Below are 21,707 nucleotides of genomic sequence, written 5' to 3'. Positions count from 1 at the left end.
AGACTTTTGAACGGAATGCAGATTTTCTAGATGTCTAGTGCTAAATGATCCAGATTTCGTGCCATTTGGTCAAATCTGGCCTTGACAGATCGCAGCCTCTCCCGCAGGCTCAGCCCCATGACTGCGCCCTCCCTTCCGTCACCCGGCCCGCGCGTCGTTCGCACCACCTGTCCGTACTGCGCGGTGCAGTGCAACTTTGATGTGCATGTGGAAAATGGGCTGGCCGTCAAGTTGATGCCCACGAAGGAATGCCCGGTGGCGCGCGGCACGGTGTGCAAGAAGGGGCTGGCGGCCCTGAACGATCTGCGTCACCCCGAACGCCTGACCGATTCGCTGCTCCGCAAGAACGGTCAACTGGTCCCGGTGTCCTGGGCCGAGGCGCTGGCCTACGTGCGGGACGCGCTGACACCGCTGCTGGACAGCAATCCGGCGGCGGTGGGCGTGTACGGCAGTGGCAGCCTGACCAACGAGAAGACCTATCTGCTGGGCAAATTCGCGCGGCTGGCGCTCAGGACGCCCAACATTGACTACAACGGGCGCTACTGCATGGCCTCGGCCTCGGCAGCGTTAAACCGCACGGTGGGCTATGACCGGGGGCTGGGCTTTCCGCTGGGCGAGATGGCGGGCAGTGACCTGATCCTGCTGGTGGGCGCGAACATCGCCGAAACCCTGCCGCCGATCATGCAATATCTGAAGGCAGCAAAGGACCGGGGCGGCGTGGTCTACAGCATTGATCCGCGCGCCACCGTCACTTCTAAAGTCGCCGGGCAGCATCTGGCCGTGCGTCCCGGCAGTGATGGCGTGCTGGCGCTGGGATTGATCCACCTGATGAAACGCTGGGGCAAGATTCGCCCCACCGCCCCCGCCCACGGGCTGGCCGAGGTGCTGGCGCAGGCCACCGCGTACCCGTCCCAGCGTGTGGCTGCCGAATGCGGTATCCCCGAAAGTGAGCTGCTGCTGCTGGCCAAACGCTACGCCGAGGCCGCCAAACCGCTGATTCTGACCGGACGCGGCGCGGAGCAGCACGCCCACGGCACCGATACCGTGCAGGCGTGGCTGAACCTGTCGTATCTGACCGGGCATTTCGGCAAACCCGGTGGCGGCTACGGCACCCTGACGGGGCAGGGCAACGGTCAGGGCGGGCGCGAACACGGCCAGAAGAACGATCAGCTCCCTGGCGCGCGTTCCCTGCGCGATCCGCGCCACCGCGCCGAGATGGCCGCGTTGTGGGGCTGCGCGCCCGAAGACCTGCCCCAGCCGGGCCTGAGCGCCCAGAACCTGCTGAACGCCTGCGGCCAGCCGGGCGGTATTGAGGCCCTGATCGTGCTGGGCAGCAACCCGGTGGTCAGCGCGGCGGGGGCGGGGCAGATCACGGAGAACCTGAAAGCCCTCAAGCACCTGATCGTCATTGACTTTCTGCCCAGCGAGACCGCGCAGCTTGCCACCCTGGTCTTGCCCGGCGGCATGTGGTGCGAGGAGGAAGGCACCACCACCAACCTGGAGGGCCGCGTGCAGCGCCGCCGCAAGGCCATCACTGCCCCCGGCGCGGCCCGCGAGGACTGGCGCATTCTGTGTGATCTGGCGGCAGCCGTCGGACGCCCGCAGGGCTTTGAATACGCCGCCTTCCGTGAGTTGCAGGATGAGTTTTTCCGCGCCACGAAGGGAGGTAAAGCTGATTACAGCGGCCTCAGTGCCGAGAGGCTGGACCGTGCCAGCGCCCAGTGGCCGGTGCGGCACCCGGACGGCCCCGACACGCCTCACGCCTACGCGCCCGCCTATCCCACCGCTGACGGCTGGGCGACGCTGCACGTTCCCGAATTGCCCGCCCCGGCCCAGGCCCGCCAACTGACCCTGACTACCGGGCGGCTGGGTCACCACTACCAGAGTGGCACCCAGACGAGGCGCAATACCGCGCTGCTCTCCAAGAACGGGGCCGATCACGGCGCACAGGTCCACCCCGAAACCGCCCGCGACTATGGCCTGCGCGCGGGCGAGGAGGTCATCCTCCGCACGGCGGACGGGCAGGTCACGCTGCCTCTGACCCTGAATCCCAGCCTGCGCCCCGACACGGTTTTTCTGCCCTTCCACTGGCCCGAGGCGGCCAATCTACTGACCGATCCCCACACCCTGGACCCCCATTCTCACATGCCTGCGTTCAAGGCGACGGCGGTGACGCTGCTCCCGGCCCACGCTGAGGTCTTTTCGGCGGCGCGCGGCGGGCTGGAGGTGGTGCTGGGCTAGGCCGCCCGGTTTTCGCCTTCTCCCCTCGCCTCCATTCCCCCAGAGGTTCGCCCATGACCCACACCGCCCCGACGCCCGCTAGCACTGCCCCCGCCCTGACCCCCGACGCCCGCAAAGTCGTGGCCTGGAGTACCGTCGGCTTCACGCTGATGTTTGCCGTGTGGCTGATGTTCGCCATCCTGGGCCTGCCGATTCGCAAGGAACTGGGCCTGAGCGACGCGCAATTTGCGCTGCTGACCGCCATTCCGGTGCTGACCGGATCGCTGCTGCGCCTGCCTGCGGGCATCTGGGCGGACCGCTACGGCGGCAAGAAGGTCTTTCTCGCCAATACGCTGCTGACCGCCGCGTTCTCGCTCGCATTGGCCCTCGTTCCCACCGGGGGCGCTGACGGCTACAACCTGTTGCTGGTCTTGGCCCTGGGCGTGGGTCTGGCCGGGGTCAGTTTCGCGGTGGGCAATGCCTGGATCGCGCAGTGGGTGCCCGCCGCGCGGCAGGGGCTGGCACTGGGCACCTTCGGGGCCGGGAACGCGGGCGCGAGCATCACCAAGCTGCTGGCCCCTGCCCTGATCGGTGTGGTGCCGCTGGGCCTGCTGATTCCGGGCGGCTGGCAGTTCGTGCCCTTCGTCTTCTCGCTGGCGCTGCTGGTGTGCGCTGGCCTGACCGCTGCCCTGACCCCCGCCGATGTCGCCACGCCGGGGACCCGCACGCTGGCCGACTGGCTGCGTCCGCTGGCGCAGGCACAGGTCTGGCGCTTCGGGCTGTATTACGTGGTTTTCTTCGGCGCGTACGTGGCCCTCAGCCTGTTTCTGCCCAGATATTACGTGGACCACTACGGCATTCCACTCGCACAGGCCGGGCTGCTGACCGCGCTATTCATCTTTCCGGCTAGCCTGCTGCGCCCCGTCGGCGGCTACCTGAGTGACCGCTTCGGCCCGCGCGGCGTCACCGTGGTGGCATTCGCCGCGATGCTGCTGGGCCTGCTGTTCCTCACCCGCGAGTTGCCCCTGACCGCCTTTATGCTGCTGACCACCGTGGTGGGCCTGGGCATGGGCGTGGGCAAGGCCAGCACCTACACGCTGGTGGCGCAGTGGCACCCCGGCCAGATGGGCACAGTGGGCGGATTGGTGGGCCTGCTGGGTGGCCTGGGCGGATTTTTCCTGCCGCTGGTCTTCGCGGCCCTGAAGCCCACGCTGGGTACGCAGGCCGCGTTTATCGTCCTGCTGGCCCTGACCGGCCTGACCACCGCCGTCTTTATCGGCAGCATGATGCGCTTGCGGGCGCTGGGACGGCAGCCGAATTTCGCCTGAGCATCTAAAATTCCGGGGGGTCTGTGTGGGCGTGAACAGCCCACCGGACTCCTTTTCGGTTGATGGGCGAAAGGTGGCCATCGGCTGTTGTGGAACACACCGGACGTGCCGAGGGACATGTTTTTCGGTGGCGTCCATCCGCCTGCTGGTCTAGACTCGTGGCAATGAGCGCAGCAACAAGCAGTGAGCGGGTCCGCGTGGGTCCAGAATCCGAGATGCCCGAGGGTCACCAGATCACCGTGGACATGGACGGCATCAGCGTGCTGGTGGTGAATTTCGAGGGCGTGTTCTATGCCCTGCGGAACAACTGCACCCACCAGGATTATCCGCTGCTGGGTGGCGAGGTCAGCATGGGCCGCATCACCTGCCAGAAACACGGCGCGAAGTTTGAGCTGGCGACGGGCAAGGCCAGGTCGCTCCCCGCCGTCAAGCCCGTCAGGCTGTTCAAGACCGAGGTGGAGGAAGGCGTGGTGTACGTCTCACCGCTGGAGTAGAGGCCAAAAAGGGCCGCACTAGAATTCCTTCCGGTGCGGCCTTTTTGGTGCGGAGCGTCAGCGCTGGTTGCCGCTGATCTCGTCTGCGAGTTCCTCGGACTGGCCGGGCAGCAGGTCACCGGGCTGCTCGCGCACATGCGGCGCGACTTTCTCGCTGGGGGGGGTGTAGCCGGGGTTCTGATCGGCGCGTCCCACCACGGGGCCACGGCCCAGCGCCGCCGCCGGGTTGACCCCCAGGCCCGCCGAGGGAACAACCTCGTCCAGCGCCTCGCCGCCCAGCCCAGCCACGCTCTGCGCCCCGGCAAATTCGGGAGCCTCGGGGTCATGTTCCATGGCGATCACGTCCCGCGTGGCCAGATGGTCATATTTGCCGGTGACATCTTCTGCGGCGTCTGCCTGCGGCGGCGTTCCCTCACCGTGGTCCGCGCTGCCCACCCGGTCATCCCCAGGCGTGGTGGTGTAAACAACCGTGTGGTTGTCCTTGGGGTCCGGCGTGTCAAACCCTGTTTCCGCACCCGTCCTGCCATCGGTTTCGGGGCCGATCACGTTGGGGTTGGGGGCGTCTGTTCTGCGCTCGTCACTCATGCCCCAGTCTGTCCCAGGGCGCGGTGAGGTGGATACGGCCCGCCTTCCCGGTTTCTTGAGGGTCCATGAATGCCCGTTCAGGGCGGCCCGGCCAGCAGAATCAGCACCTCGCCGTGGCCTTCCTCCTGCGCCAGATTGGCAGCGCTGAGTCCCTCCTCGTTCACGGCCCCCGGCATGGCCCCGTGCGAGAGCAGCAGCCGGACCAGTTCGGCGTTGCCGTTCTGCGCCGCGCCCATCAGTGGGGTGAGTCTGCCGCTCTGCACGGCATTCACGTCTGCTCCTGCCTCCAGCAACTTCCGGGCGAGGTTGGTGTGGTTTCCGGTCACCGCCGAATGCAGCGGCGCAACCTGCATGGCATTCTGGCTGACCGTGTTCGCGTCTGCCCCGCGCGTGAGCAGCAGCGCCGCCATTTCCTCCTGTCCGAAGAAAGAGGCGAGGCCCAGCGGGGAAAACCCGTCGGGACTTACAGAGTTCAGCAGCCCAGAATCGGCGTCCAGCAACTCGCGCACGCGCTCTGTTTCCCCAATCGCCGCCGCCTCAAAGATGTCCAGCGCCGCGCCCTCCTGCACCAGCACGCGGGCCATTTCAGGGTGATGGTAATAGGCGGCGAACAGCACCGGGGACACGCCCATCGGGCTGAGTGCTGTCAGCAAGGCGCGGTCCTGCCTCACCAGCTCGCGCACCGCCCCGGCGTCGTTGGCGCGGATTGCCAGAAACAGTTCCTTCTCGGCCTCGGTGGTCACGTCAGTTCCTGGCCCGGACCACCACGGCGATGCCCATGCCGCCGCCGATGCACAGGCTGGCCACCCCAGTTTCCTTCCCGGTGCGCCGCAGCGCGTGAATCAGCGTGACCAGCACCCGCGCCCCACTCGCGCCGATGGGGTGGCCCAGCGCAATTGCGCCTCCGGTGATATTCACCCGCGCTGGGTCCGCCCCCAGATCCCGCACCACGGCCAAAGACTGCGCGGCGAAGGCCTCGTTCAGCTCCAGCAGGTCCACGTCGGCCAGGGTCAGGCCGGCCCGCTCCAGCGCAATGGGAACGGCTCTGGCCGGGCCAATGCCCATGACTTTGGGGTCCACGCCAATCGCCGCATAACCGCTGATCTCGGCCAGAATGCTCAGGCCGTTGGCTCTGGCGTAGTCCTCGGTGGTCACTGCCAGCATGGCCGCGCCGTCGTTCAGGCCGCTGGCGTTGCCCGCCGTCACCGTGCCGTCTTTCTTGAATGCCGGGCGTAACTTTGCCAGCGCTTCGGCAGAGGTGGCGCGCGGGTACTCGTCGGTGTCAAAGGTGGTGGGGCCTTTCTTGCCCGGTACTTCTATCGCCACCAGTTCATCGGCAAAGTGCCCGCCCGCCAGTGCGGCGGCGGCGCGGTTCTGGCTTTCCAGCGCGAAGGCGTCCTGCTCTTCGCGTGTAATGCCCCACTGGGCGGCAATATTTTCTGCCGTGATCCCCATGTGGTAATCGTTGAATACGTCGGTCAGCCCTTCACTCAGGATGCTGTCCAGCGCCGTCGCGTGGCCCAGGCGGTAGCCCTCGCGGGCGCGGGGCAGCAGGTACGGCGCGCGGCTCATGGACTCGGTGCCGCCCGCCAGATACAGCCTGCCGTCCCCCGATTTCAGGCCCTGAGCCGCACTGATGACCGATTGCAGACCGCTGCCACACACGCGGTTGACCGTCAGGCCCGGCACATGGTCCGCCAGACCCGCGCCCAGCGCCACCTGCCGCGCCACGTTCATGCCGTTGCCCGCCTGAAGCACGTTGCCCACGATCACGTCGGCAATGTCGTCCCCAGGCAGACCCCCGGCCACCGCCCGCGCCGCTGCCACGCCCAGTTCGGCAGCCGAAACGTCTTTCAATCCGCCCATGAAGCTGCCAATCGGTGTGCGCCGCGCCGCCACGATCACGATTTTCGGGTTGTTCTGAGCTGCGTTTTGAGTCATGGCCCAAGTCTAGCGGGCGGCTCTACTCTGACTCTATGAACTCCGGCTCTGTGAACGCCAGCTCTGCGCCCCGCCCCACGCCCCAGCCCCGCGCCGCCTACCCGTACCACCACCCCATCCAGACCCGCTGGGCCGACAACGACGTGTATGGCCATGTCAACAACGTGACCTATTACGCCTACTTTGATACGGCGGTCAACGCCTATCTGGCTGCTCAGGGGGCGCTGGACATCCGTGGTGGAGAGGTGATCGGTCTGGTGGTGGAAACGGGCTGTGCCTTCTTTGCGCCCGTCGCCTTTCCCGAGGCGCTCCAGGTGGGTGTGCGGGTGGCAAAACTGGGCCGGAGCAGCGTGCGTTACGAACTGGCGGTGTTTCAGGAAGATTCAGAAAAGGCTGCCGCCCAGGGTCATTTCGTGCATGTCTACGTGGACCGGGCCTCGCGGCGTCCGGTGGACCTGCCCCCGGTTCTGCGGGCGGCGCTGGAAGCCCTGACAGTGGCTTGAAACTGGGTTAATCCTCTGCATGAAGTGCGGATCAGGATTGCCCGTTATACTGTGCCCATCTTCAACCAGGGAAAACGCCGTGTGCCATAAGGTTCAGGGGCGTTCACAGGAGGGTATTCATGGGAATTGACCGCCGCAAGTTTTTGAAAGGGGCCGCCGTCACCGCCGCTGCCAGCACCGTCTTCTCGCCTCACAGCTTCGCCCAGACCGGCAACGTGCGCTGGAAATGCGCCACGAGCTGGCCCAAGAGCCTGGACGTGCTGTTCGGCGGCGCGCAGATGATCGCGGACCGCGTGAGTGCCATGACCGACGGCAAGTTCACCATTCGCGCCTACGAGGCAGGGGAACTGGTTCCCGGCCTTCAGGTGCTGGACGCCGTGCAGCAGGGCACCGTGGAATGCGGCCACAGCGCCGGGTACTACTACGTGGGCAAGAACCCCGCCCTGGGTTTTGCCACCGGCGTTCCCTTCGGCCTGACCGCCTCCGAGCAGAACGCCTGGATCTACAGCGCGGGCGGTCTGGAACTGATCCGCGCCGTCTATGACGATTTTGGGATCATCAACTTCCCGGCGGGCAACACCACCGCGCAGATGGGCGGCTGGTTCAAGAGGGAAGTCAAGACGGCGGCGGACTTCAAGGGCCTCAAGATGCGGATTCCCGGCATCGGCGGGCAGGTCATGGCGAAACTGGGCGTGAACGTGCAGGTGCTGCCCGGCGGCGAAATTTATCTGGCGCTGGACCGTGGGGCCATTGACGCCGCCGAGTGGGTCGGGCCATACGACGACGAGAAGCTGGGGCTGCAAAAAGCCGCCAAGTTCTACTACGCCCCCGGCTGGTGGGAACCCAGCGCAGCCTTTGACCTGATGGTGGGCAAAAAAGCCTACGCCGCGCTGCCCAAGGCGTACAAGGAAATTCTGGCGAGCGCCTGTGCCGAGGCCAACCTGGCCGTCGCCGCCGACTACGACGCCAAGAACCAGGCCGCGCTGCAACGCCTCAAGAAGGGCGGCACCCTGATCCGCCGTTATTCCACCGACATCCTCAAAGCGGGCAACAAGGCCACACAGGAACTGCACGCCGAGAACTCGGCCAAGAATGCTGATTACAAGAAGGTGTACACGCCCTGGAATGCCTTCCGCCGCGATGTCCGCGCCTGGCACCAGGTCAATGAACGTCCCATGATTGACTTCACCAGCTAAAATTTTCTGACAGCAAGAAGGCCCGCACTGAGTTTGTGCGGGCCTTCTTCTGTTGCCTTCTGGAAAAGAGGTGGAGCCTTTTGTGCGCCCCACCTCTCCCATTTTCTTACGGCCCAGCGGCCCGCAGCCCCGTCAATCCGGGGAAGACGATGCACAGCGCCAGCACGAAGATCTGAATGAAGATGAACGGCACCACCCCCCGGTAAATATCGCTGGTTGCCAACTGTTTGCCCGCAATCCCTCGCAGATAGAACAGGGAGAATCCAAACGGCGGCGTCAGGAAGCTGGTCTGGAGGTTGATGCCCAGCAGGATGCCGTACCAGATCATGTCCACGCCCAGTTCGCGGGCGACGGGCGCAAAGATGGGCAGCAGAATGAAGGCGATTTCAAAGAAGTCCAGGAAGAAGCCCAGGAGAAAGATGGCCAGATTGGTCACGATCAGGAAGCCCAGCACGCCGCCTGGCAGGTTGGCCAGGATGTTCTGCATGTACAGATCGCCGTCCAGCGCCCGGAACACCAGCGAGAACGACGTGGAGCCGATCAGGATGAAGATGACGAAAGTGGTCAGGCGGGCGGTGGACAGGGTCACTTCCCACAGCGCCCCCCGCGTCATCTTGCGGTTGGCCAGAGCCAGCAGCACCGCGCCCAGCGCCCCCACTGCTCCGGCTTCGGTGGCGGTGGCGAGGCCGAAGAAAATGGAACCCAGCACCGCGAAGATCAGCAGCAGCGGCGGAATCATGGCCCGCACCACCTGCAACGCCATCGCGGCGGGCTTGATGTTCAGTTCGGCGGCGGGCATGGCCGGGGCCAGCTTGGGGTTCATGGCCGAGCGCACGATCACGTACACGATGTACAGCCCCGCCAGCATCAGCCCCGGTACGAGGGAACCCAGGAACAGGTCGCCCACCGACACGCCCAGTTCGCTGCCCAGTACCACCAGCACCACGCTGGGCGGAATGACCTGCCCCAGCGTGCCGGACGCCGCGATCACGCCGCTGGCAAGGCCCTTGTCGTAGCCGTAGCGCAGCATGATCGGCAGGCTGATCAGGCCCATCGTGACCACCGTGGCGGCCACCACGCCCGTCGTGGCGGCCAGCAGCAGGCCCACCAGCACCACGGCCACCGCGATGCCGCCGCGCAGCCGCCCGAACAGCAGACCCGCCGTCCGCAGCAGGTCCTCGGCCAGCCCGCTCTTGCCCAGAATGCCGCCCATGAACACGAAATACGGAATCGCCAGCAGCGTGAAGTTGCTCATGGTGCCGAAGATGCGGTCAGGAATGGCGCGCAGCAGCAGAGCGTCAAATTGGCCGGTACTCAGGCCGATCAAGCCAAAAATAATGCCGGTCCCGGCCAGCGAGAACGCCACCGGAAAGCCGCTGAAGATCAGAACGAACGCGCCGAAAAACATCCACAGCCCGATGGCTTCCACTACTGCTTCCTCTGATTGTTCTTCATCTGTTCTTCAGCCTCGTCGGGGATGCCCACCAGCAGGCCGTCCAGCCCGGCGCGCTCCAACTGCACGTCGGCGGCCAGGGCAGCCACCTCGTCCAGCTCATCCTGGGTGCGGTACTCATAGTGTCCAGTGAGTGCGCCCGCCGCCTTGATCGCCTCGCCGACGCCCTGAATGAACAGCAGCACGAAGCCGATGGGCAGCAGCAGCTTGATGGGCCAGCGCAGCAGCCCGCCCGGATCGGAACTGCCTTCCTGAATGCCGTAGCTGAGCTGGAACCACGGTATCGCCACCCACAGCACGATCACGCAGAACGGCAGCAGGAACAGCAGCGTGCCCAGCAGATTGATCAGCGCCCGGCGTTTGGGGGCCAGCCGCCCATACAGCACGTCCACCCGCACATGCTCGTCCACGCTCAGCACGTACGCGCCGCCCAGCAAAAAGATCACGCTGAACAGATACCACTGGAGTTCCAGCAGGGAATTGCTGCTGAACGCCGTGCCCAGATACCGGTCCGCGAACCGCCCGAACACGTTGAAAAGGCCCACGCCGATCATCAGCAGCGTCACTCCGCCGATCAGGATGCCCAGCCAGGATGAAAAACGGTCTATTGCGCGCGCAAGTCCCAGCAGTGCTGGCATCCCTACCTCTCTTCGGATGGTCCGCGCCGCAACCCGCGCTGCACGCTGAAACCGCTCCTTTAGAATTTGTTTACCTGCGGAGTATACGGGTCCAGCCAGGCAGGGAAGTCATACGGACTCCGATTGAAAGGTGTTGGAAACACCCGGAAATCCGAACGAAGCGAGCAGGAAGAAAACGGGTTCCGGGCGTGGAATGTAAGAACCCTGCGCTGTCCCGATTTCTATGCGAAATAGACGGCATCCGTATCAGGTCATTCGCGCCCGCGCCCGGCCCGCCAGACCAGCCACATCAGCAGCGGCTGGAGCGGCAATCTGGCCCAGGCCACCCACGCGGGCACGCCGAATTTCTGCGGTTCCTGCGCCATGTAGATGTTGGCGGGAAAGACGGCCAGCAGCAGCGCCAGCAGTCCCCAGCGGGCGGCGGGCCGGGTGGCCGGGTGCAGCAGCCCCAGCCCGCCTGCCAGTTCCGCCGCGCCGCTGATCAGCGTGGCGGCGCGGGCGGGCATGGGCAGCCCCGGCGGCACAATCCGGTCAAAAAACTGCGGCGCGACAAAGTGCGTGATCCCCGCAGCAGTGAAAATGAGCGCCAGCGCCAGTACGCCGGGGGTGGGACGGCCAGCTCTGGAAGGGGCAGTTTCGGCCATAGTCCACTGTAGCCGTATAGGTGCAGCAGAAAGGGCCAGGAGATTTCGCCTCCTGGCCCCGCTGTTCTGTGGTCAGCTTTAGCCCTGCTTGCTGGCTGGCACGGAACGCGCTTCCTCGACGTCCTTCTTTTCCTTCAGACCGTCGTGTTCGGTGTTGCGGGCGGCAGTGGCCTCGCGGTCATTGTTGCCCTTGAAAGACGGCTTGTGGCCGTCGTCGATCTCGTGGACTTCCTTCTTGTTGCGCTCGAACTGATCGGGCATGCTGGTGTGGCCGCTGTTCTTATCGTCTTTGTCTGGCATGAGGAGAGGCTGACAGCTTTTCAGTTGCACGAGGACAGAAAAGCTTCAAGCCGCATTCAGAGATGAAGGGGAGATAAAGCCCTCACATCTTGGGCAAGGTAACGCCTTTTTGGCCCTGATACTTCCCTTTGCGGTCCCCATACGTCACTTCGGGGCGCTCACCTTCAAAAAAGAGAAGCTGGACACAGCCTTCAAAGGCGTACATCTTGGCGGGAAGGGGGGTGGTATTGGAAAACTCCAGCGTGACATGGCCTTCCCAGCCGGGTTCTAAAGGCGTTACGTTTGCCACAAGGCCACAACGCGCATACGTCGATTTCCCCAGCGCCACCACCATCACGTTATCGGGAATCTTCAGGTATTCCAGACTGCGGGCCAGCGCAAAGGAGTTGGGCGGAATAATGATCTCGTTTGCTGTGATGTCCACGAAGCTGCGCTCATCAAAGTGCTTGGGGTCCACGATGGCGCTGTTGACGTTGGTAAAGATCTTCCACTCGTCGGCGCAGCGCAAGTCATAGCCAAAGCTGCTCAGGCCGTAGCTGATCACCTGCTGGTTCTCGGCAGTGCGGACCAGACGGTCCTCAAAGGGGTCGATCATGCCCGCGAGGGCCAGTTCGCGGATACGCCAGTCGGGCAGAATGCTCATGGCCGTCATGGTAGCCGCAAACAGAGGCACAAAGTCAGGCTTTCGACAGGGCGTCCGCCGTATGCGCGACATGCTTGCCGCCCTCTACCTCGATGATGTAGCGGGGATCGTCCTGAGTGGCGCGGTACTGAAAGCCGCTGACCTCGCCGTCCTCGTGCGCCACGCGGACCACCCGGTCACTGGCCTCGCCGCCGTGGCTATTCCATTTCACCTGATCGCCTTTCTTAAAGGTCATGCGGCCAGCGTGGCATCCGGCAGACGCGCTGCCCGTTGCCGCCCCTACAGTGTGGATGCCGGGTGAAAGCCGTGCAGTCGTCCAAACGGCAGTTGACCCCCCGTGCCCGCCGCCCTTATACTCTTGACCGCCACGCTGTAAAAGCGGGACAACCCTAGGGATATGGTGTAATGGCAGCACAACAGATTTTGGATCTGTTTGTTCAGGTTCGAATCCTGGTATCCCTGCCACCGCAAACAGAGCAGTCTCCGCGTCACCGGGAGGCTGCTTTTTTCGTTTGGTCCGTCGCAGCCGCGCCTCATGAAAATAAACGTCAGCTTCCTCACCTTCAGTCAGCCTCCTTTCACCGGGCGTCAGGTGCGGGGGCGTAGCGTATGGACACAAGCAAAGACGCACCGAAAACGCGCGCTGGGAGGCTCCCTGCGTGACCGGCGACGCCTGCTTCTCCCCGGAGGCTCCACCATGACTGCATTCTCTAAAACAGCGTCCCTCAAGAAGCCCGCCCTGCTGCTCGCCGTTTCTGCCGCGCTGCTGGGACTGGCCGCGCCCGCTTTCGCTGCGCCCAAGATCAGCGCCCAGAGCATCATCGTCAATCCGGTGGCCACCACCCTCAGCGCCCGCGTGTGGGTGAACCGCGATCCCAGCGGCGCGCAGAACCCCAGCTACCGCGTCGGCGAACGCATCACGCTGTACACCAGCGTCAACGAAAACGCCTATGTCTACCTGTTCAACGTCAACCCGGACGGCAGCAGCGATCAGATTCTGCCCAACCGCATCAGCTCCAGCAACTATGTGCGCGCTGGGCAGACCCGCGCCTTTCCGGCCAGCGGTGACCAGTTCACCTTCGACGTGGCTGGCCCTTACGGCCTGAACCGTGTGCTGGTCATCGCCAGCCGCCGCGCCCTGAACCTGAACGAGCTGAGCAGCTATCAGAACGGGGGCAACTTCGCTGTCGTCAAGCCCAAGACCAGCCAGGGTCTGGCACAGGCGCTGAGCATTGTGGTGGACCCGGTCCCCAGCCCCGTGACGCAGCCCGTGGCCCAGACCGACTGGATCAGCGACACGGCGTATTACACCGTGGGCTACTGATCGTCTGAGGTAAAAGCGCACAGCCTGACCTCTCCACCCCGAAAGTGATCCAGAGCTTTCAGGATGGAGAGGTTCGATTTTTAGACCCCTCAGTGCAGGGGAACGTGGCCGGGAAAGCCTATAACCCAATCTAAAAGATCGCCCACCATCGCGCTGGCCGTGATCATGCCGCCCGCACCGCCCCCGGCGAAGATCAGGGTGCCGCACTCCTCGCCCTCGTAGACCAGGGCGTTGCGGCTGGCCCCGGCGTTGCACAGGGGATGGTTCTCGGGCAGGCGCTGCGGCGCAACCGTAGCCCGCCAGCCTGTCCCGTCGCGTTCCAGCTCGGCCACCAACTTGATGCGTTCGCCTGCCGCGCGGGCGTCCTGAATGTCCTTCTGGGTGATGTCCTCGATACCCTCCACCTGCACGGCACTATACGGAAAATTGCCGTCGGCGCAAAAACGGGCCAGGACCGCCAGCTTGTGCGCGGTGTCGAAGCCGCCGACATCCAGCGTCGGCGGGGTCTCGGCGTAGCCCAGCGCCTGCGCCCCGGCCAGCGCGTCGGCGTAGTCTCTGCCTTCTTCCATCTGGTTCAGGATGTACAGGCACGTTCCGTTCAGCACGGCTTGCAGGCGGGTGAAGGTGCTGGCGCGCAGGACGGTACTCATCGGGCCGATCACCGGGGTTCCAGCCATCACGCTGGCCTCGTAGTACAGGCTTCCGGCCAAAGCGTACTCGCGCAGCACGTCCCAGCGTTCGGCCAATAGCGCCTTGTTGGCGGTAATGACCGGACGGCCCGAGCGCAGGTACGGCAGCAGCATTTCCAGCGGGCGGTCCACGCCCCCCATCGCCTCGATGACCACCCCGCATTCCTGCAAAAAGCCCGGATCGGTGGTCACGCGCGTTCCGGGCGGCACGTCGCGCACCTTGTTCACGTCGCGCACCAGCACCCCGGAAATCTCGATCTTCACGCCCAGGTCCGTAAACACGCTTTCACGGCGCTTGATCAGGTTCAGCACGTCCTGGCCGACAGTGCCGCTGCCCAGGACGCCCACGGTAACAGTTCTCATGCCCCCAACCTTAACGCGGTATCGGAAGAGGGGCCGGGGCCGGGTTAGGTGTGGGCCGCACCTCCCCATGTCCGGCCCTGTGACCTCGCTCCAAGTCGTCTAGCCGGGGGAACGCTAGACTGCGCCGCATGTTACCTGTGTCTAAATTCTGTCTGTTGTTGGATTGTCTGTTCAAAGACGGCCCAACGGCTGAAAGTCCGCCGCGCCCCTGTGCGCCGCGTGCTGCGTCTGTCTTATGAGTTCGCGTCTGCAAGAACTCCAGTCTGAATTTGGGCTGGTGGAGCGTCGCCTGGGTGATCCGGCAGCCCTGGCTGATGGCCGCGAGTACGGCAAGCTGACCCGCCGCCACCGTGAACTGCTGCCCCTGGTCACCCTGCTGCGCGAGCGAGACGGCCTGGAAACCGATCTGGCCGGAGCGCGTGAGTTGCTCTCAGACCCCGACATGAAGGAGCTGGCAGCGGGCGAGATTAAGACCCTTGCTGCCCGCCTCGCGGAAATCGAGTCCGAGCTGGAAGTCCTGCTGCTGCCCACCGATCCAGACGACGCCAAGGACGTGATCCTGGAATTGCGGGCCGGGGCGGGCGGCGCGGAGGCCGGGCTGTTCGTCACCGATCTGCTGCGGATGTACACCCGTTACGCCGAGGGCCTGAACCTGAAAGTCAATGTCATGGACGCCAACGAGAGTGATCTGGGCGGCGCGAGCAAGGTGGTGGCGGAAGTGACGGGCGACTCCGCCTTCCGCGCCTTCAAGTGGGAGCGGGGCGTTCACCGGGTCCAGCGCGTGCCAGCCACCGAATCGGCGGGCCGCATCCACACCAGCACCGTCACGGTGGCCGTGCTGCCGGAAGTCGAGCAGGACGAGATCCATCTGGACCTCTCCGAAGTTCGCATTGACGTGTACCGTTCGCAGGGTGCGGGTGGGCAGAGCGTCAACACCACCGATAGCGCTGTACGCGCCGTGTACCGCGCCGGAACCCCGGACGAGATCATGGTGATCTGCCAGGACGGGCGTTCGCAGATCAAGAACCGCGAGAAGGCGCTGGTGGTCCTGGCCTCGCGTCTGGCCGAACGCGAACGCGCTGCCCGCGATGAGCTGGAACGCAACGAGCGCGCCTCGCAGGTGGGCAGTGGGGACCGCAGCGAGAAGATCCGCACCTACAACTATCCCCAGAACCGCGTGACCGATCACCGGCTGGAAGGCGAAGACAAGAACCACCCGCTAGACAGCGTGATCAACGGCGCGCTTGTTCCAGTGGTGGCCGGACTGGCCCGCGCCGAGAAGGAACGGCAGTTGCTGGCGATGGCCGATCAGGACGGGACCGATCAGGACGGGACCGATCAGGATGAGGGCACAGGCCGGGGCGGGCAGTATGGCGCGGCGTGACCTGCTGGTGGCGGCAGGCATCCTGCGGGACCGGTTTGGGCGGGTACTGCTGGTCGGCAACGACTGGCAGGGCCACGGGCGCGTGCGTCACACCCTGCCCGGCGGCGTCGTGGAGAACGGCGAAACACTGCCCGAAGCCCTGTACCGTGAAATTTTAGAGGAAACCGGCCTGCGCCTGACCGGCATCCTGCACATGGCCTACACCGTGCATATCGAGGACGAGCGCCGGGGCGAACGCGCCATCGCCGTGGCTTTCGAGGCCACCTGGGAAGGTCTCCTGAATCCCGCCGATCCCGACGGCTTCATCGTCGAGGCCCGCTTCTGCACCACCGAGGAGGCGCTGGAGAAACTGGAATCCCCGCCCATGCGCGAACCCCTCAGCGACTTTCTAAAAACCGGGGAGCCGGGCCGCTTTTACGCTTTCAAGGGCTGGGACGGACGCGGCGGCCTGCGGATTCCCGCCCTGAAACCCCGCCTGTGATCTGCCCATGAAGGGGGAGAAGTTCGTCACCTCCTGGAGCGGCGGCAAGGACAGTGCCCTGGCGTTTCACCGCGTAAAGCGGGCCGGAGGCATTCCCCTCGCCGTCATCAACATGCTGGACGAGGCGGGGCAGCGTTCACGTTCACACGGTCTGCGCCCCGAAGTTCTGGAGGCGCAGGCTGCGGCGCTGGGGGTGCCGCTCAGAACGGCGCGCGCCTCCTGGGCCACCTACGAGAGCGAATTCACGGCGCTGCTGGCGGGTGCGGCGGTGGACGGCGCAACCGCTGCCGTCTTCGGAGACATCGATCTGGCCGCCCACCGCGAATGGGAGGAAAAGGTCTGTGCGGCGGCGGGTCTGCGGGTCAGTTTGCCCCTGTGGCTCGAACCGCGCCGCACGCTGGTGGACGAACTGCTGGGTCTGGGCTTCCGCGCCCTGATCGTCGCCGTCAAGGAAGACGCCCTGCCCGCACGTTTGCTGGGCAAGGCGCTGGACGCCGAACTGGTGGCCGAGATCGAGGGTCTGGGGGCCGATGCCTGCGGCGAGAACGGCGAATATCACACGGTTCTGGTGGGCGGGCCGGATTTTTCCCAGCCGCTCAACCTTATCCCTGGCCCAGCGGGGATTCACTACACGGGCGAAGGCTTTTTAAAGGTGGCGACGCTGGATCTGGTGCTGGGGTAGCCTCAGCCCAGGAAACCCGTCAGTCTGCTTCGCAGCCAGCTCCCCTTAGAAGGGAGCCAGAGGGCTTGAAAGATCGTCCAGCGCAGGAGGGGTTAAGCCGTGGGAGCAACCCACAACCCACCCTCACGCCATCCCGCTCAGTCGTAAGTCACGGCCAGCACTTCAAACTTGGCCGTCCCCTTGGGCAGTTGCACCGTTACCTTGTCGCCCTCACGCTTGCCGGCCAGGGCCTGACCGAAGGGGCTGGCGTCGCTGACGCGGCCATTGGGCACATCCACCTCGTAGGTGCCGACAAGCTCGAACTGGCGCTCGTTGCCCTTCTCGTCGCGCACCCTGATCTTTGCGCCCAGGCCCGCGCCCTTGCTGGCGTCGCCCGCGATGATCTCGGCGCGTTCCAGTTGGTTCTCGATCTCGACGATGCGGGTCTCGTTCTCGCTCTGCTGCATGCGGGCCTCGTCATAGGCCGCGCTCTCGCTCAGGTCTCCGTCGGCGATGGCGATGCCCATGTACTCCGAAATCTGCTCGCGGCGCACGGTCTTCAGTTGGTGCAGGGTTTCGGCCAGCTTGTCGTAGCCGCGCTGGGTCATGGTGATACGTTCCTGAGTCATAGAACTTTCAGTATAGGCCGCTTTGGGCAAAACCCGCCATCGGGTTTTCGGAAAGTGTCGGCGTTCCGTAAAGACCCGGTGTTTCGTAAAGGCCCGGTTCAGCGCCGGACCGCCCCACGCGCATAGGCTGCCGGACATGACCCGATACGACGATGACCGCGAGATCAGAGGCGAGGTACAGGACGAGGGCGTGGACCGCGAGATCCTGCAAGACAAGATGGTGGCCGAGGACCTGCTGAGGCAGGACACCAAGGCGGACCGCCGCAACCCCAACGATCAGCCCGGCTTCATGGACGGCATCCTGGGCGACTGGGACGGCGAGGTGCGCCAGGGCGATCCCAACAACATGACCGGTGGCGATCTGGAAGGCGAGGAACAAGGTGGTGAGGGCGTGAAACACAGTGGCGGTGTGGACGGCGGCCCAGCCCGCAGCACGCCACTGCCCGGTGATAGGAATCTGCCCGGTGACGAGAAGTAGAGATCAGCAAAGAAGCGGCCCCGATTTAAACGTCGGGGCCGCTTTCCTGATTGCCTTGATCTAGCGCCGTTCCACTCCAGTTTGCATGGCCGCCACCACCGCTTCCTGCGCTCGTTTCTGGGTGTCGTCCACCTCCACGGCCACCTGCTGCCCATTTTCCAGGTCCATCACGAAATGGTCCCCGTCCAGCCGCACGCGCGACAGAATCTGCTCCTCGCCTTCCGGACGGGTGGCGGCGCGCAGTTCCACGTACCGGCGCATCGGGGTGCGGATCACCTTGGGAGCCAGAATTTCTTCCACCTGAAAGATGCCGCCGGAATTGTTCATGGTCACGCTGATCAACACCGGCACATTGCGGCCCCGCTCGATCACCACCTCGTCCACGGCCAGCGCGCTGATCGAGTGGATGTCCACGCTGCCCAGGCTAAAGGCCTTGCGCCCGCGCCCCTTGGTGATGTCGGTGCCGTCGGCCACGGCGGTGATGCCGCCCTCCAGCGTTAGCGGCGGCGGGTTCAGATCGTGGCAGTTGATCGCGCCCAGAATGAAGGAACGCACCTTGGCCCGCTTAAACGGATCGGCGTACAGCGGTCCCATGATCCGGTCCAGAATCGGCAGCGCCAGCGCCACACCGTGCTGCTCGTGACTGGCACGGTGAATCTGGTTGCCGATGTCGTGCAGCATGGTCCCCAGGATCACGGCCAGATACACGTCGTCCGCGTCGCCCACCCCCGAATCCATGATGTCGGGCTTGACGCCGCCTTCCAGCAGCAGTTCGGTGATGGCGAGGCTGGCCGCCCCGGTAATGAATGAATGCACCCGCCCGTGATCGTTGTAGCCCAGCTTGCGCATGGTGATGTAGTTCGCCATGTCCCAGCAGGCCAGCGCTTCAGGATCGGTGGCCAGGGCGATGTAGGCAGCCAGCGCACGCGGGGAGTGGGCCAGATCGTCGCGGATGGCGGTGTCGGCCTCCTGAATGATCTTGGAGCGTGGGGTGGTGAACTCGACGACGCGGTCCGGCTGCCCAGCAACGAGTGGAGGCTCAGTCTGTACCCCAGCCACATCCTGCACGTTGCCTGCCTGCACGCTCAGCTTGAATTTCTGATCGGGCCTGCGCGACAGTTTCTGGTTGGGGCGGGTGTGGTCACTCACCCTGGAAATCTGCCTTGCGCTTGTTCAGGAAGGCGTCCACGCCCTCGCCGAAGTCCTTGGTGGCCACCAGCAGGCCAAACAGATCGGCCTCGACCTCTAGCCCGGCTTCGAGCGTGGTGTCCAGCCCCCGGCGCACCGCTTCCTTGACCAGCGACAGGGCAATCGGGGCGTTCTTCAGAATCTGCTCGGCCACCTCGCGCGATTTGCTCAGGGCGTCGTCGGCCACGTAGTTGACTAGGCCCATGCCAAAAGCCTCGGCGGCCTCCACCTGACGGGCGGTGAGCATCATGTCCAGGGCGCGCCCCGCCCCGATCAGTCGGGCCAGACGCTGCGTGCCGCCGAAGCCGGGCAGCAGTCCCAGCGTTACCTCGGGCAGCCCCATCTTGGCGTGGGTGGAGGCCACGCGGATGTCACAGGCCAGTGCCAGTTCCAGCCCGCCGCCCAGCGCAAAGCCGTTGATGGCCGCAATCACCGGAATGGGCAGCGTGGCGATCTGGTGCATCACGTCCTGTCCGGCCAGCGAAAGCTCGCGGCCCGCGTACACGCCGTCCAGCGTCTTGAACTCGGCGATGTCAGCCCCGGCCACGAAGGCCCGGTCCCCGCCCCCCGTGATGATCAGCGCGCCCACCTCGGCGTCCTCCATAATCAGGTCCAGCGCCGCGCTGATCTCTCCAAACGTCTCGGCATTCAGAGCGTTGAGGGCTTTGGGACGGTTGATCGTCAGAACCGCAATCGGGCCGTGGCGGTCGATCTGCACGTTCTCGAATTCCATCTCGTCCAACTGCGTATCAGGCTGTGTCATTCAGCCATTTTGACACGGCAGGCCGCGTAGGGACCGCGCTTCAGGTCCGCCTCGTCATGATTGGTGCCGGAGATCAATCCGAAGTCTGAAGATTTTTCGGACAACTTGAGGTTAAGTTACACCGATCACAGGAAGAGGGCCGCACTGTGCCGATGGAGCTGTGCCGATACAGAAGGTCTGATCCATCCGGGCGTTGCCCTGCGTGCCAGGATTCTCTCATGAGTAAGATTTTATGATTGCGCCACAATCGAATGTCCAGAATCAGACGGAAATCTGAGAGCAAGAGCATGAGACGGCATTTCTGACCAATACGTTCGGCAATTACCTGCTCACTCATCACTCACATAAGATGTTAGAATTCTTATCTAACTCACTTCTGATGAAAAGGGCAAGAGTGAAAGTTGTTGATTTCACAATCTACTCACGTCCTGTGCCTACGGTAGACGTAGGAAACAGGAGGACTGCTCTGTATTCAGACCCTCAGCTCTGCCCAGTTTCAATTTGCTCAGTTTCAAGGAGACCTTCACATGCGTAAATCCCTTATTCTCATCTCCACACTTGCCCTGAGCCTCGGCGTTGCCGGCGCGCAGACCGCCGCGCCTGCCACCAGCCCCGTCCCCGTGACCATCACCGACGTTCCCGCTGGACACTGGGCCAAGGACGCCGTGGACCGGATTGTCCAGTGCGGCCTGATCCAGGGCTTCCCCGACGGCACCTTCCGTGGCAATGAGAACCTGACCCGTTACCAGGCCGCCCTGATTTTCTACCGTCTCCTCCAGACCGGCGCGCTGAGCAACTGCGGTATGGATCAGGAAGGTATGGCTTCTGTGGCCAATGGCATGACCGAAGTCAGCACCGAGATGGCCGCCATCGCTGGCCGCGTGACCGACCTGGAAAAGCTGAACGCTGACCAGCAGGCCCGCATCGACGCGCTGGAAGCCAAGATCAACGAGATGGGCACCATGAGCGCCGGTGCCGACACCGCCGCCCTGACCGCCCGCATCGACGCGCTGGAAGCCGCCGTGCAGAACATCCCGGCTGGCCCTGTCGGTCCCGCTGGTCCTGCCGGCCCCGTCGGTCCTGCTGGCCCCGCCGGAGCCGCTGGCGTTGCAGGCACGACCACCACGGTCACCCCTGCGCCCGTCACTCCTGCCACGCCTACCCCCGGCACCACCGTCGTGATTGGCGAACCCAGCACCGACATGAGCATGGCCAGCGCCAAGACGCTGTACGCCGGCATCAGCGGCGGCGCGAACTTTGTGGACGGCTCCAGCAACTGCGTCAACAAGTTCCAGCAGAGCAAGCAGATCAACCTGTGCGTTACGGCTGGCGCGATGATCGGCTCCACCAGCGTGATCGGCCCGGTCGGCGCGCGTGTGGCGGCCCAGTACCAGCCCGGCTACAACGCCATCCACGCCGACGTGAACGCGACCTACAACATCAGCGCAGGCAACCTGAACCCTTACGTGGGCGCGGGCCTGGGTCTGACCAGCAGCAAGTCGCGCACCGCCACCGGCAACACCAACGCGACCGACACCTACGTCAACGCGCTGGTGGGTGTGGACTTCCGCGTCACCGACAGCATCGCTGCTTTCGTTGAAGGCAACGGACGCTACTACCTGACCAACAAGGGCTTCGGCACGGGTCTGAGCAACGTCCGCACCGACAACACCGGTACCGACTTCGACAACGGCAGCACCGCCGCTGCGAAGACCACCCGTGGCTTCGGCGGCGCGGTCAAGGCCGGCCTGAAGTTCTACTTCTAAACCCCTCACCAAGTTCGTGAAGCTGGCCTCCCCTGT

At 64.6% G+C, this 21,707-nt stretch carries 24 protein-coding genes and 1 tRNA gene; 12 read left to right on the top strand and 13 right to left on the bottom strand.

Annotated features, from left to right (window positions below; all coding sequences use genetic code 11):
• Window positions 1-117 precede the first annotated feature (117 nt).
• The 3 genes from Q319_RS0105845 (at window position 118) to Q319_RS0105835 (ending at window position 4,042) form a co-directional block, all read left to right on the top strand.
• A complete protein-coding gene (locus Q319_RS0105845; protein ID WP_029481130.1) occupies window positions 118-2,241 on the top strand; it encodes a molybdopterin oxidoreductase family protein in 2,124 nt (707 codons plus the stop codon).
• Between the two features lie 53 nt (window positions 2,242-2,294).
• Window positions 2,295-3,548 (top strand): MFS transporter, encoded by a 1,254-nt coding sequence (locus Q319_RS0105840; protein ID WP_029481129.1) that lies wholly within the window; start codon window positions 2,295-2,297, stop codon window positions 3,546-3,548.
• Between the two features lie 164 nt (window positions 3,549-3,712).
• Entirely contained in the window at window positions 3,713-4,042 is a 330-nt protein-coding gene (locus Q319_RS0105835) for a non-heme iron oxygenase ferredoxin subunit (RefSeq protein ID WP_029481128.1), read from the top strand.
• A gap of 57 nt (window positions 4,043-4,099) precedes the next feature.
• Here the strand turns inward: Q319_RS0105835 and Q319_RS0105830 are convergent, their stop codons facing one another.
• The 3 genes from Q319_RS0105830 to Q319_RS0105820 form a co-directional block, all read right to left on the bottom strand.
• On the bottom strand, window positions 4,100-4,627 hold the full coding sequence (locus Q319_RS0105830) for a hypothetical protein (RefSeq protein ID WP_029481127.1): 528 nt from the start codon (window positions 4,625-4,627) through the stop codon (window positions 4,100-4,102).
• A 77-nt stretch (window positions 4,628-4,704) separates the two neighbouring features.
• Complete coding sequence (locus tag Q319_RS0105825) at window positions 4,705-5,370, bottom strand: ankyrin repeat domain-containing protein (protein ID WP_029481126.1); 666 nt, start codon at window positions 5,368-5,370, stop codon at window positions 4,705-4,707.
• Window position 5,371: 1 nt separating this feature from the next.
• A complete protein-coding gene (locus Q319_RS0105820) occupies window positions 5,372-6,568 on the bottom strand; it encodes an acetyl-CoA C-acetyltransferase (RefSeq protein ID WP_029481124.1) in 1,197 nt (398 codons plus the stop codon).
• A gap of 35 nt (window positions 6,569-6,603) precedes the next feature.
• Here Q319_RS0105820 and Q319_RS0105815 point away from each other — a divergent pair, with 35 nt between their 5' ends.
• Window positions 6,604-7,071, top strand: coding sequence for an acyl-CoA thioesterase (locus Q319_RS0105815; RefSeq protein ID WP_029481122.1), 468 nt, complete (start codon window positions 6,604-6,606; stop codon window positions 7,069-7,071).
• A 119-nt stretch (window positions 7,072-7,190) separates the two neighbouring features.
• A complete protein-coding gene (locus Q319_RS0105810) occupies window positions 7,191-8,267 on the top strand; it encodes a TRAP transporter substrate-binding protein (RefSeq protein WP_245618994.1) in 1,077 nt (358 codons plus the stop codon).
• A 106-nt stretch (window positions 8,268-8,373) separates the two neighbouring features.
• Here Q319_RS0105810 and Q319_RS0105805 read toward each other — a convergent pair whose 3' ends face one another.
• The 6 genes from Q319_RS0105805 to Q319_RS0105780 form a co-directional block, all read right to left on the bottom strand.
• Entirely contained in the window at window positions 8,374-9,696 is a 1,323-nt protein-coding gene (locus Q319_RS0105805; RefSeq protein WP_245618993.1) for a TRAP transporter large permease, read from the bottom strand.
• Window positions 9,696-10,358 carry a TRAP transporter small permease subunit gene (locus tag Q319_RS0105800; RefSeq protein WP_081845908.1) on the bottom strand — a complete coding sequence of 221 codons (663 nt, stop codon included), beginning with the start codon at window positions 10,356-10,358 and terminating at the stop codon, window positions 9,696-9,698. Before Q319_RS0105800 ends, Q319_RS0105805 begins: the two co-directional genes overlap by 1 nt.
• Before the next feature lie 251 nt (window positions 10,359-10,609).
• Window positions 10,610-11,002, bottom strand: coding sequence for a DoxX family protein (locus Q319_RS0105795; RefSeq protein WP_029481118.1), 393 nt, complete (start codon window positions 11,000-11,002; stop codon window positions 10,610-10,612).
• A gap of 78 nt (window positions 11,003-11,080) precedes the next feature.
• Window positions 11,081-11,302 (bottom strand): hypothetical protein, encoded by a 222-nt coding sequence (locus tag Q319_RS0105790; RefSeq protein ID WP_029481117.1) that lies wholly within the window; start codon window positions 11,300-11,302, stop codon window positions 11,081-11,083.
• 82 nt (window positions 11,303-11,384) lie between these two features.
• Complete coding sequence (gene dcd, locus Q319_RS0105785) at window positions 11,385-11,945, bottom strand: dCTP deaminase (RefSeq protein WP_029481116.1); 561 nt, start codon at window positions 11,943-11,945, stop codon at window positions 11,385-11,387.
• A gap of 34 nt (window positions 11,946-11,979) precedes the next feature.
• Window positions 11,980-12,180 (bottom strand): hypervirulence associated TUDOR domain-containing protein, encoded by a 201-nt coding sequence (locus Q319_RS0105780; protein ID WP_029481115.1) that lies wholly within the window; start codon window positions 12,178-12,180, stop codon window positions 11,980-11,982.
• Window positions 12,181-12,336: 156 nt separating this feature from the next.
• Between Q319_RS0105780 and Q319_RS0105775 the strand changes: the two genes are divergently transcribed.
• Window positions 12,337-12,410, top strand: a tRNA-Gln gene (locus Q319_RS0105775).
• 232 nt (window positions 12,411-12,642) lie between these two features.
• Entirely contained in the window at window positions 12,643-13,269 is a 627-nt protein-coding gene (locus Q319_RS0105770; RefSeq protein WP_029481114.1) for a DUF4384 domain-containing protein, read from the top strand.
• An 89-nt stretch (window positions 13,270-13,358) separates the two neighbouring features.
• On the opposite strand, the gene Q319_RS0105765 is transcribed toward Q319_RS0105770, so the two are convergent.
• A complete protein-coding gene (locus tag Q319_RS0105765; RefSeq protein WP_029481113.1) occupies window positions 13,359-14,321 on the bottom strand; it encodes a homoserine dehydrogenase in 963 nt (320 codons plus the stop codon).
• 235 nt (window positions 14,322-14,556) lie between these two features.
• On the opposite strand from Q319_RS0105765, the gene prfA reads away from it, so the two are divergent.
• Genes prfA through Q319_RS0105750 form a run of 3 tightly spaced genes read left to right on the top strand, consistent with a single transcriptional unit; the run spans window position 14,557 to window position 16,868 of the window.
• Window positions 14,557-15,705, top strand: a complete 1,149-nt coding sequence (prfA, locus tag Q319_RS0105760) for a peptide chain release factor 1 (protein WP_029481112.1) — start codon at window positions 14,557-14,559, stop codon at window positions 15,703-15,705.
• On the top strand, window positions 15,692-16,186 hold the full coding sequence (locus Q319_RS0105755; RefSeq protein ID WP_029481111.1) for an NUDIX hydrolase: 495 nt from the start codon (window positions 15,692-15,694) through the stop codon (window positions 16,184-16,186). The genes prfA and Q319_RS0105755 overlap by 14 nt, the downstream gene beginning before the upstream one ends.
• A gap of 7 nt (window positions 16,187-16,193) precedes the next feature.
• Window positions 16,194-16,868 carry a Dph6-related ATP pyrophosphatase gene (locus Q319_RS0105750; protein ID WP_029481110.1) on the top strand — a complete coding sequence of 225 codons (675 nt, stop codon included), beginning with the start codon at window positions 16,194-16,196 and terminating at the stop codon, window positions 16,866-16,868.
• Between the two features lie 137 nt (window positions 16,869-17,005).
• Here Q319_RS0105750 and Q319_RS0105745 read toward each other — a convergent pair whose 3' ends face one another.
• Complete coding sequence (locus Q319_RS0105745) at window positions 17,006-17,476, bottom strand: transcription elongation factor GreA (RefSeq protein ID WP_029481109.1); 471 nt, start codon at window positions 17,474-17,476, stop codon at window positions 17,006-17,008.
• Window positions 17,477-17,612: 136 nt separating this feature from the next.
• On the opposite strand from Q319_RS0105745, the gene Q319_RS0105740 reads away from it, so the two are divergent.
• A complete protein-coding gene (locus Q319_RS0105740; RefSeq protein ID WP_029481108.1) occupies window positions 17,613-17,954 on the top strand; it encodes a hypothetical protein in 342 nt (113 codons plus the stop codon).
• A 60-nt stretch (window positions 17,955-18,014) separates the two neighbouring features.
• Here Q319_RS0105740 and Q319_RS0105735 read toward each other — a convergent pair whose 3' ends face one another.
• Complete coding sequence (locus tag Q319_RS0105735) at window positions 18,015-19,103, bottom strand: phosphohydrolase (RefSeq protein WP_081845907.1); 1,089 nt, start codon at window positions 19,101-19,103, stop codon at window positions 18,015-18,017.
• The gene (locus tag Q319_RS0105730) at window positions 19,096-19,905 is read right to left on the bottom strand and encodes an enoyl-CoA hydratase/isomerase family protein (protein ID WP_029481106.1); all 810 of its coding nucleotides are present in this window, start codon (window positions 19,903-19,905) and stop codon (window positions 19,096-19,098) included. Before Q319_RS0105730 ends, Q319_RS0105735 begins: the two co-directional genes overlap by 8 nt.
• Before the next feature lie 527 nt (window positions 19,906-20,432).
• On the opposite strand from Q319_RS0105730, the gene Q319_RS0105720 reads away from it, so the two are divergent.
• Entirely contained in the window at window positions 20,433-21,671 is a 1,239-nt protein-coding gene (locus Q319_RS0105720; protein ID WP_029481105.1) for an outer membrane protein, read from the top strand.
• The last annotated feature ends 36 nt before the right edge of the window (window positions 21,672-21,707 follow it).

The sequence above is a fragment of the Deinococcus marmoris DSM 12784 genome (assembly GCF_000701405.1).
GTDB lineage: Bacteria > Deinococcota > Deinococci > Deinococcales > Deinococcaceae > Deinococcus > Deinococcus marmoris.
The sequence above is the reverse complement of the archived record's forward strand: the minus strand, read 5'-3'. Positions and strand labels throughout refer to the sequence as shown.

What these genes read in the sequence shown, in the direction of transcription:
- Q319_RS0105845 (WP_029481130.1), top strand. Translation starts at nt 118, where the DNA reads ATGACTGCGCCCTCCCTTCCGTCACCCGGCCCGCGCGTCGTTCGCACC.
- Q319_RS0105795 (WP_029481118.1), bottom strand. Translation starts at nt 11,002, where the DNA reads ATGGCCGAAACTGCCCCTTCCAGAGCTGGCCGTCCCACCCCCGGCGTA.
- dcd (WP_029481116.1), bottom strand. Translation starts at nt 11,945, where the DNA reads ATGAGCATTCTGCCCGACTGGCGTATCCGCGAACTGGCCCTCGCGGGC.
- Q319_RS0105755 (WP_029481111.1), top strand. Translation starts at nt 15,692, where the DNA reads ATGGCGCGGCGTGACCTGCTGGTGGCGGCAGGCATCCTGCGGGACCGG.
- prfA (WP_029481112.1), top strand. Translation starts at nt 14,557, where the DNA reads ATGAGTTCGCGTCTGCAAGAACTCCAGTCTGAATTTGGGCTGGTGGAG.
- Q319_RS0105750 (WP_029481110.1), top strand. Translation starts at nt 16,194, where the DNA reads ATGAAGGGGGAGAAGTTCGTCACCTCCTGGAGCGGCGGCAAGGACAGT.
- Q319_RS0105765 (WP_029481113.1), bottom strand. Translation starts at nt 14,321, where the DNA reads ATGAGAACTGTTACCGTGGGCGTCCTGGGCAGCGGCACTGTCGGCCAG.
- Q319_RS0105770 (WP_029481114.1), top strand. Translation starts at nt 12,643, where the DNA reads ATGACTGCATTCTCTAAAACAGCGTCCCTCAAGAAGCCCGCCCTGCTG.
- Q319_RS0105720 (WP_029481105.1), top strand. Translation starts at nt 20,433, where the DNA reads ATGCGTAAATCCCTTATTCTCATCTCCACACTTGCCCTGAGCCTCGGC.
- Q319_RS0105835 (WP_029481128.1), top strand. Translation starts at nt 3,713, where the DNA reads ATGAGCGCAGCAACAAGCAGTGAGCGGGTCCGCGTGGGTCCAGAATCC.
- Q319_RS0105840 (WP_029481129.1), top strand. Translation starts at nt 2,295, where the DNA reads ATGACCCACACCGCCCCGACGCCCGCTAGCACTGCCCCCGCCCTGACC.
- Q319_RS0105800 (WP_081845908.1), bottom strand. Translation starts at nt 10,358, where the DNA reads ATGCCAGCACTGCTGGGACTTGCGCGCGCAATAGACCGTTTTTCATCC.
- Q319_RS0105780 (WP_029481115.1), bottom strand. Translation starts at nt 12,180, where the DNA reads ATGACCTTTAAGAAAGGCGATCAGGTGAAATGGAATAGCCACGGCGGC.
- Q319_RS0105745 (WP_029481109.1), bottom strand. Translation starts at nt 17,476, where the DNA reads ATGACTCAGGAACGTATCACCATGACCCAGCGCGGCTACGACAAGCTG.
- Q319_RS0105830 (WP_029481127.1), bottom strand. Translation starts at nt 4,627, where the DNA reads ATGAGTGACGAGCGCAGAACAGACGCCCCCAACCCCAACGTGATCGGC.
- Q319_RS0105810 (WP_245618994.1), top strand. Translation starts at nt 7,191, where the DNA reads ATGGGAATTGACCGCCGCAAGTTTTTGAAAGGGGCCGCCGTCACCGCC.
- Q319_RS0105820 (WP_029481124.1), bottom strand. Translation starts at nt 6,568, where the DNA reads ATGACTCAAAACGCAGCTCAGAACAACCCGAAAATCGTGATCGTGGCG.
- Q319_RS0105815 (WP_029481122.1), top strand. Translation starts at nt 6,604, where the DNA reads ATGAACTCCGGCTCTGTGAACGCCAGCTCTGCGCCCCGCCCCACGCCC.
- Q319_RS0105790 (WP_029481117.1), bottom strand. Translation starts at nt 11,302, where the DNA reads ATGCCAGACAAAGACGATAAGAACAGCGGCCACACCAGCATGCCCGAT.
- Q319_RS0105740 (WP_029481108.1), top strand. Translation starts at nt 17,613, where the DNA reads ATGACCCGATACGACGATGACCGCGAGATCAGAGGCGAGGTACAGGAC.
- Q319_RS0105730 (WP_029481106.1), bottom strand. Translation starts at nt 19,905, where the DNA reads ATGACACAGCCTGATACGCAGTTGGACGAGATGGAATTCGAGAACGTG.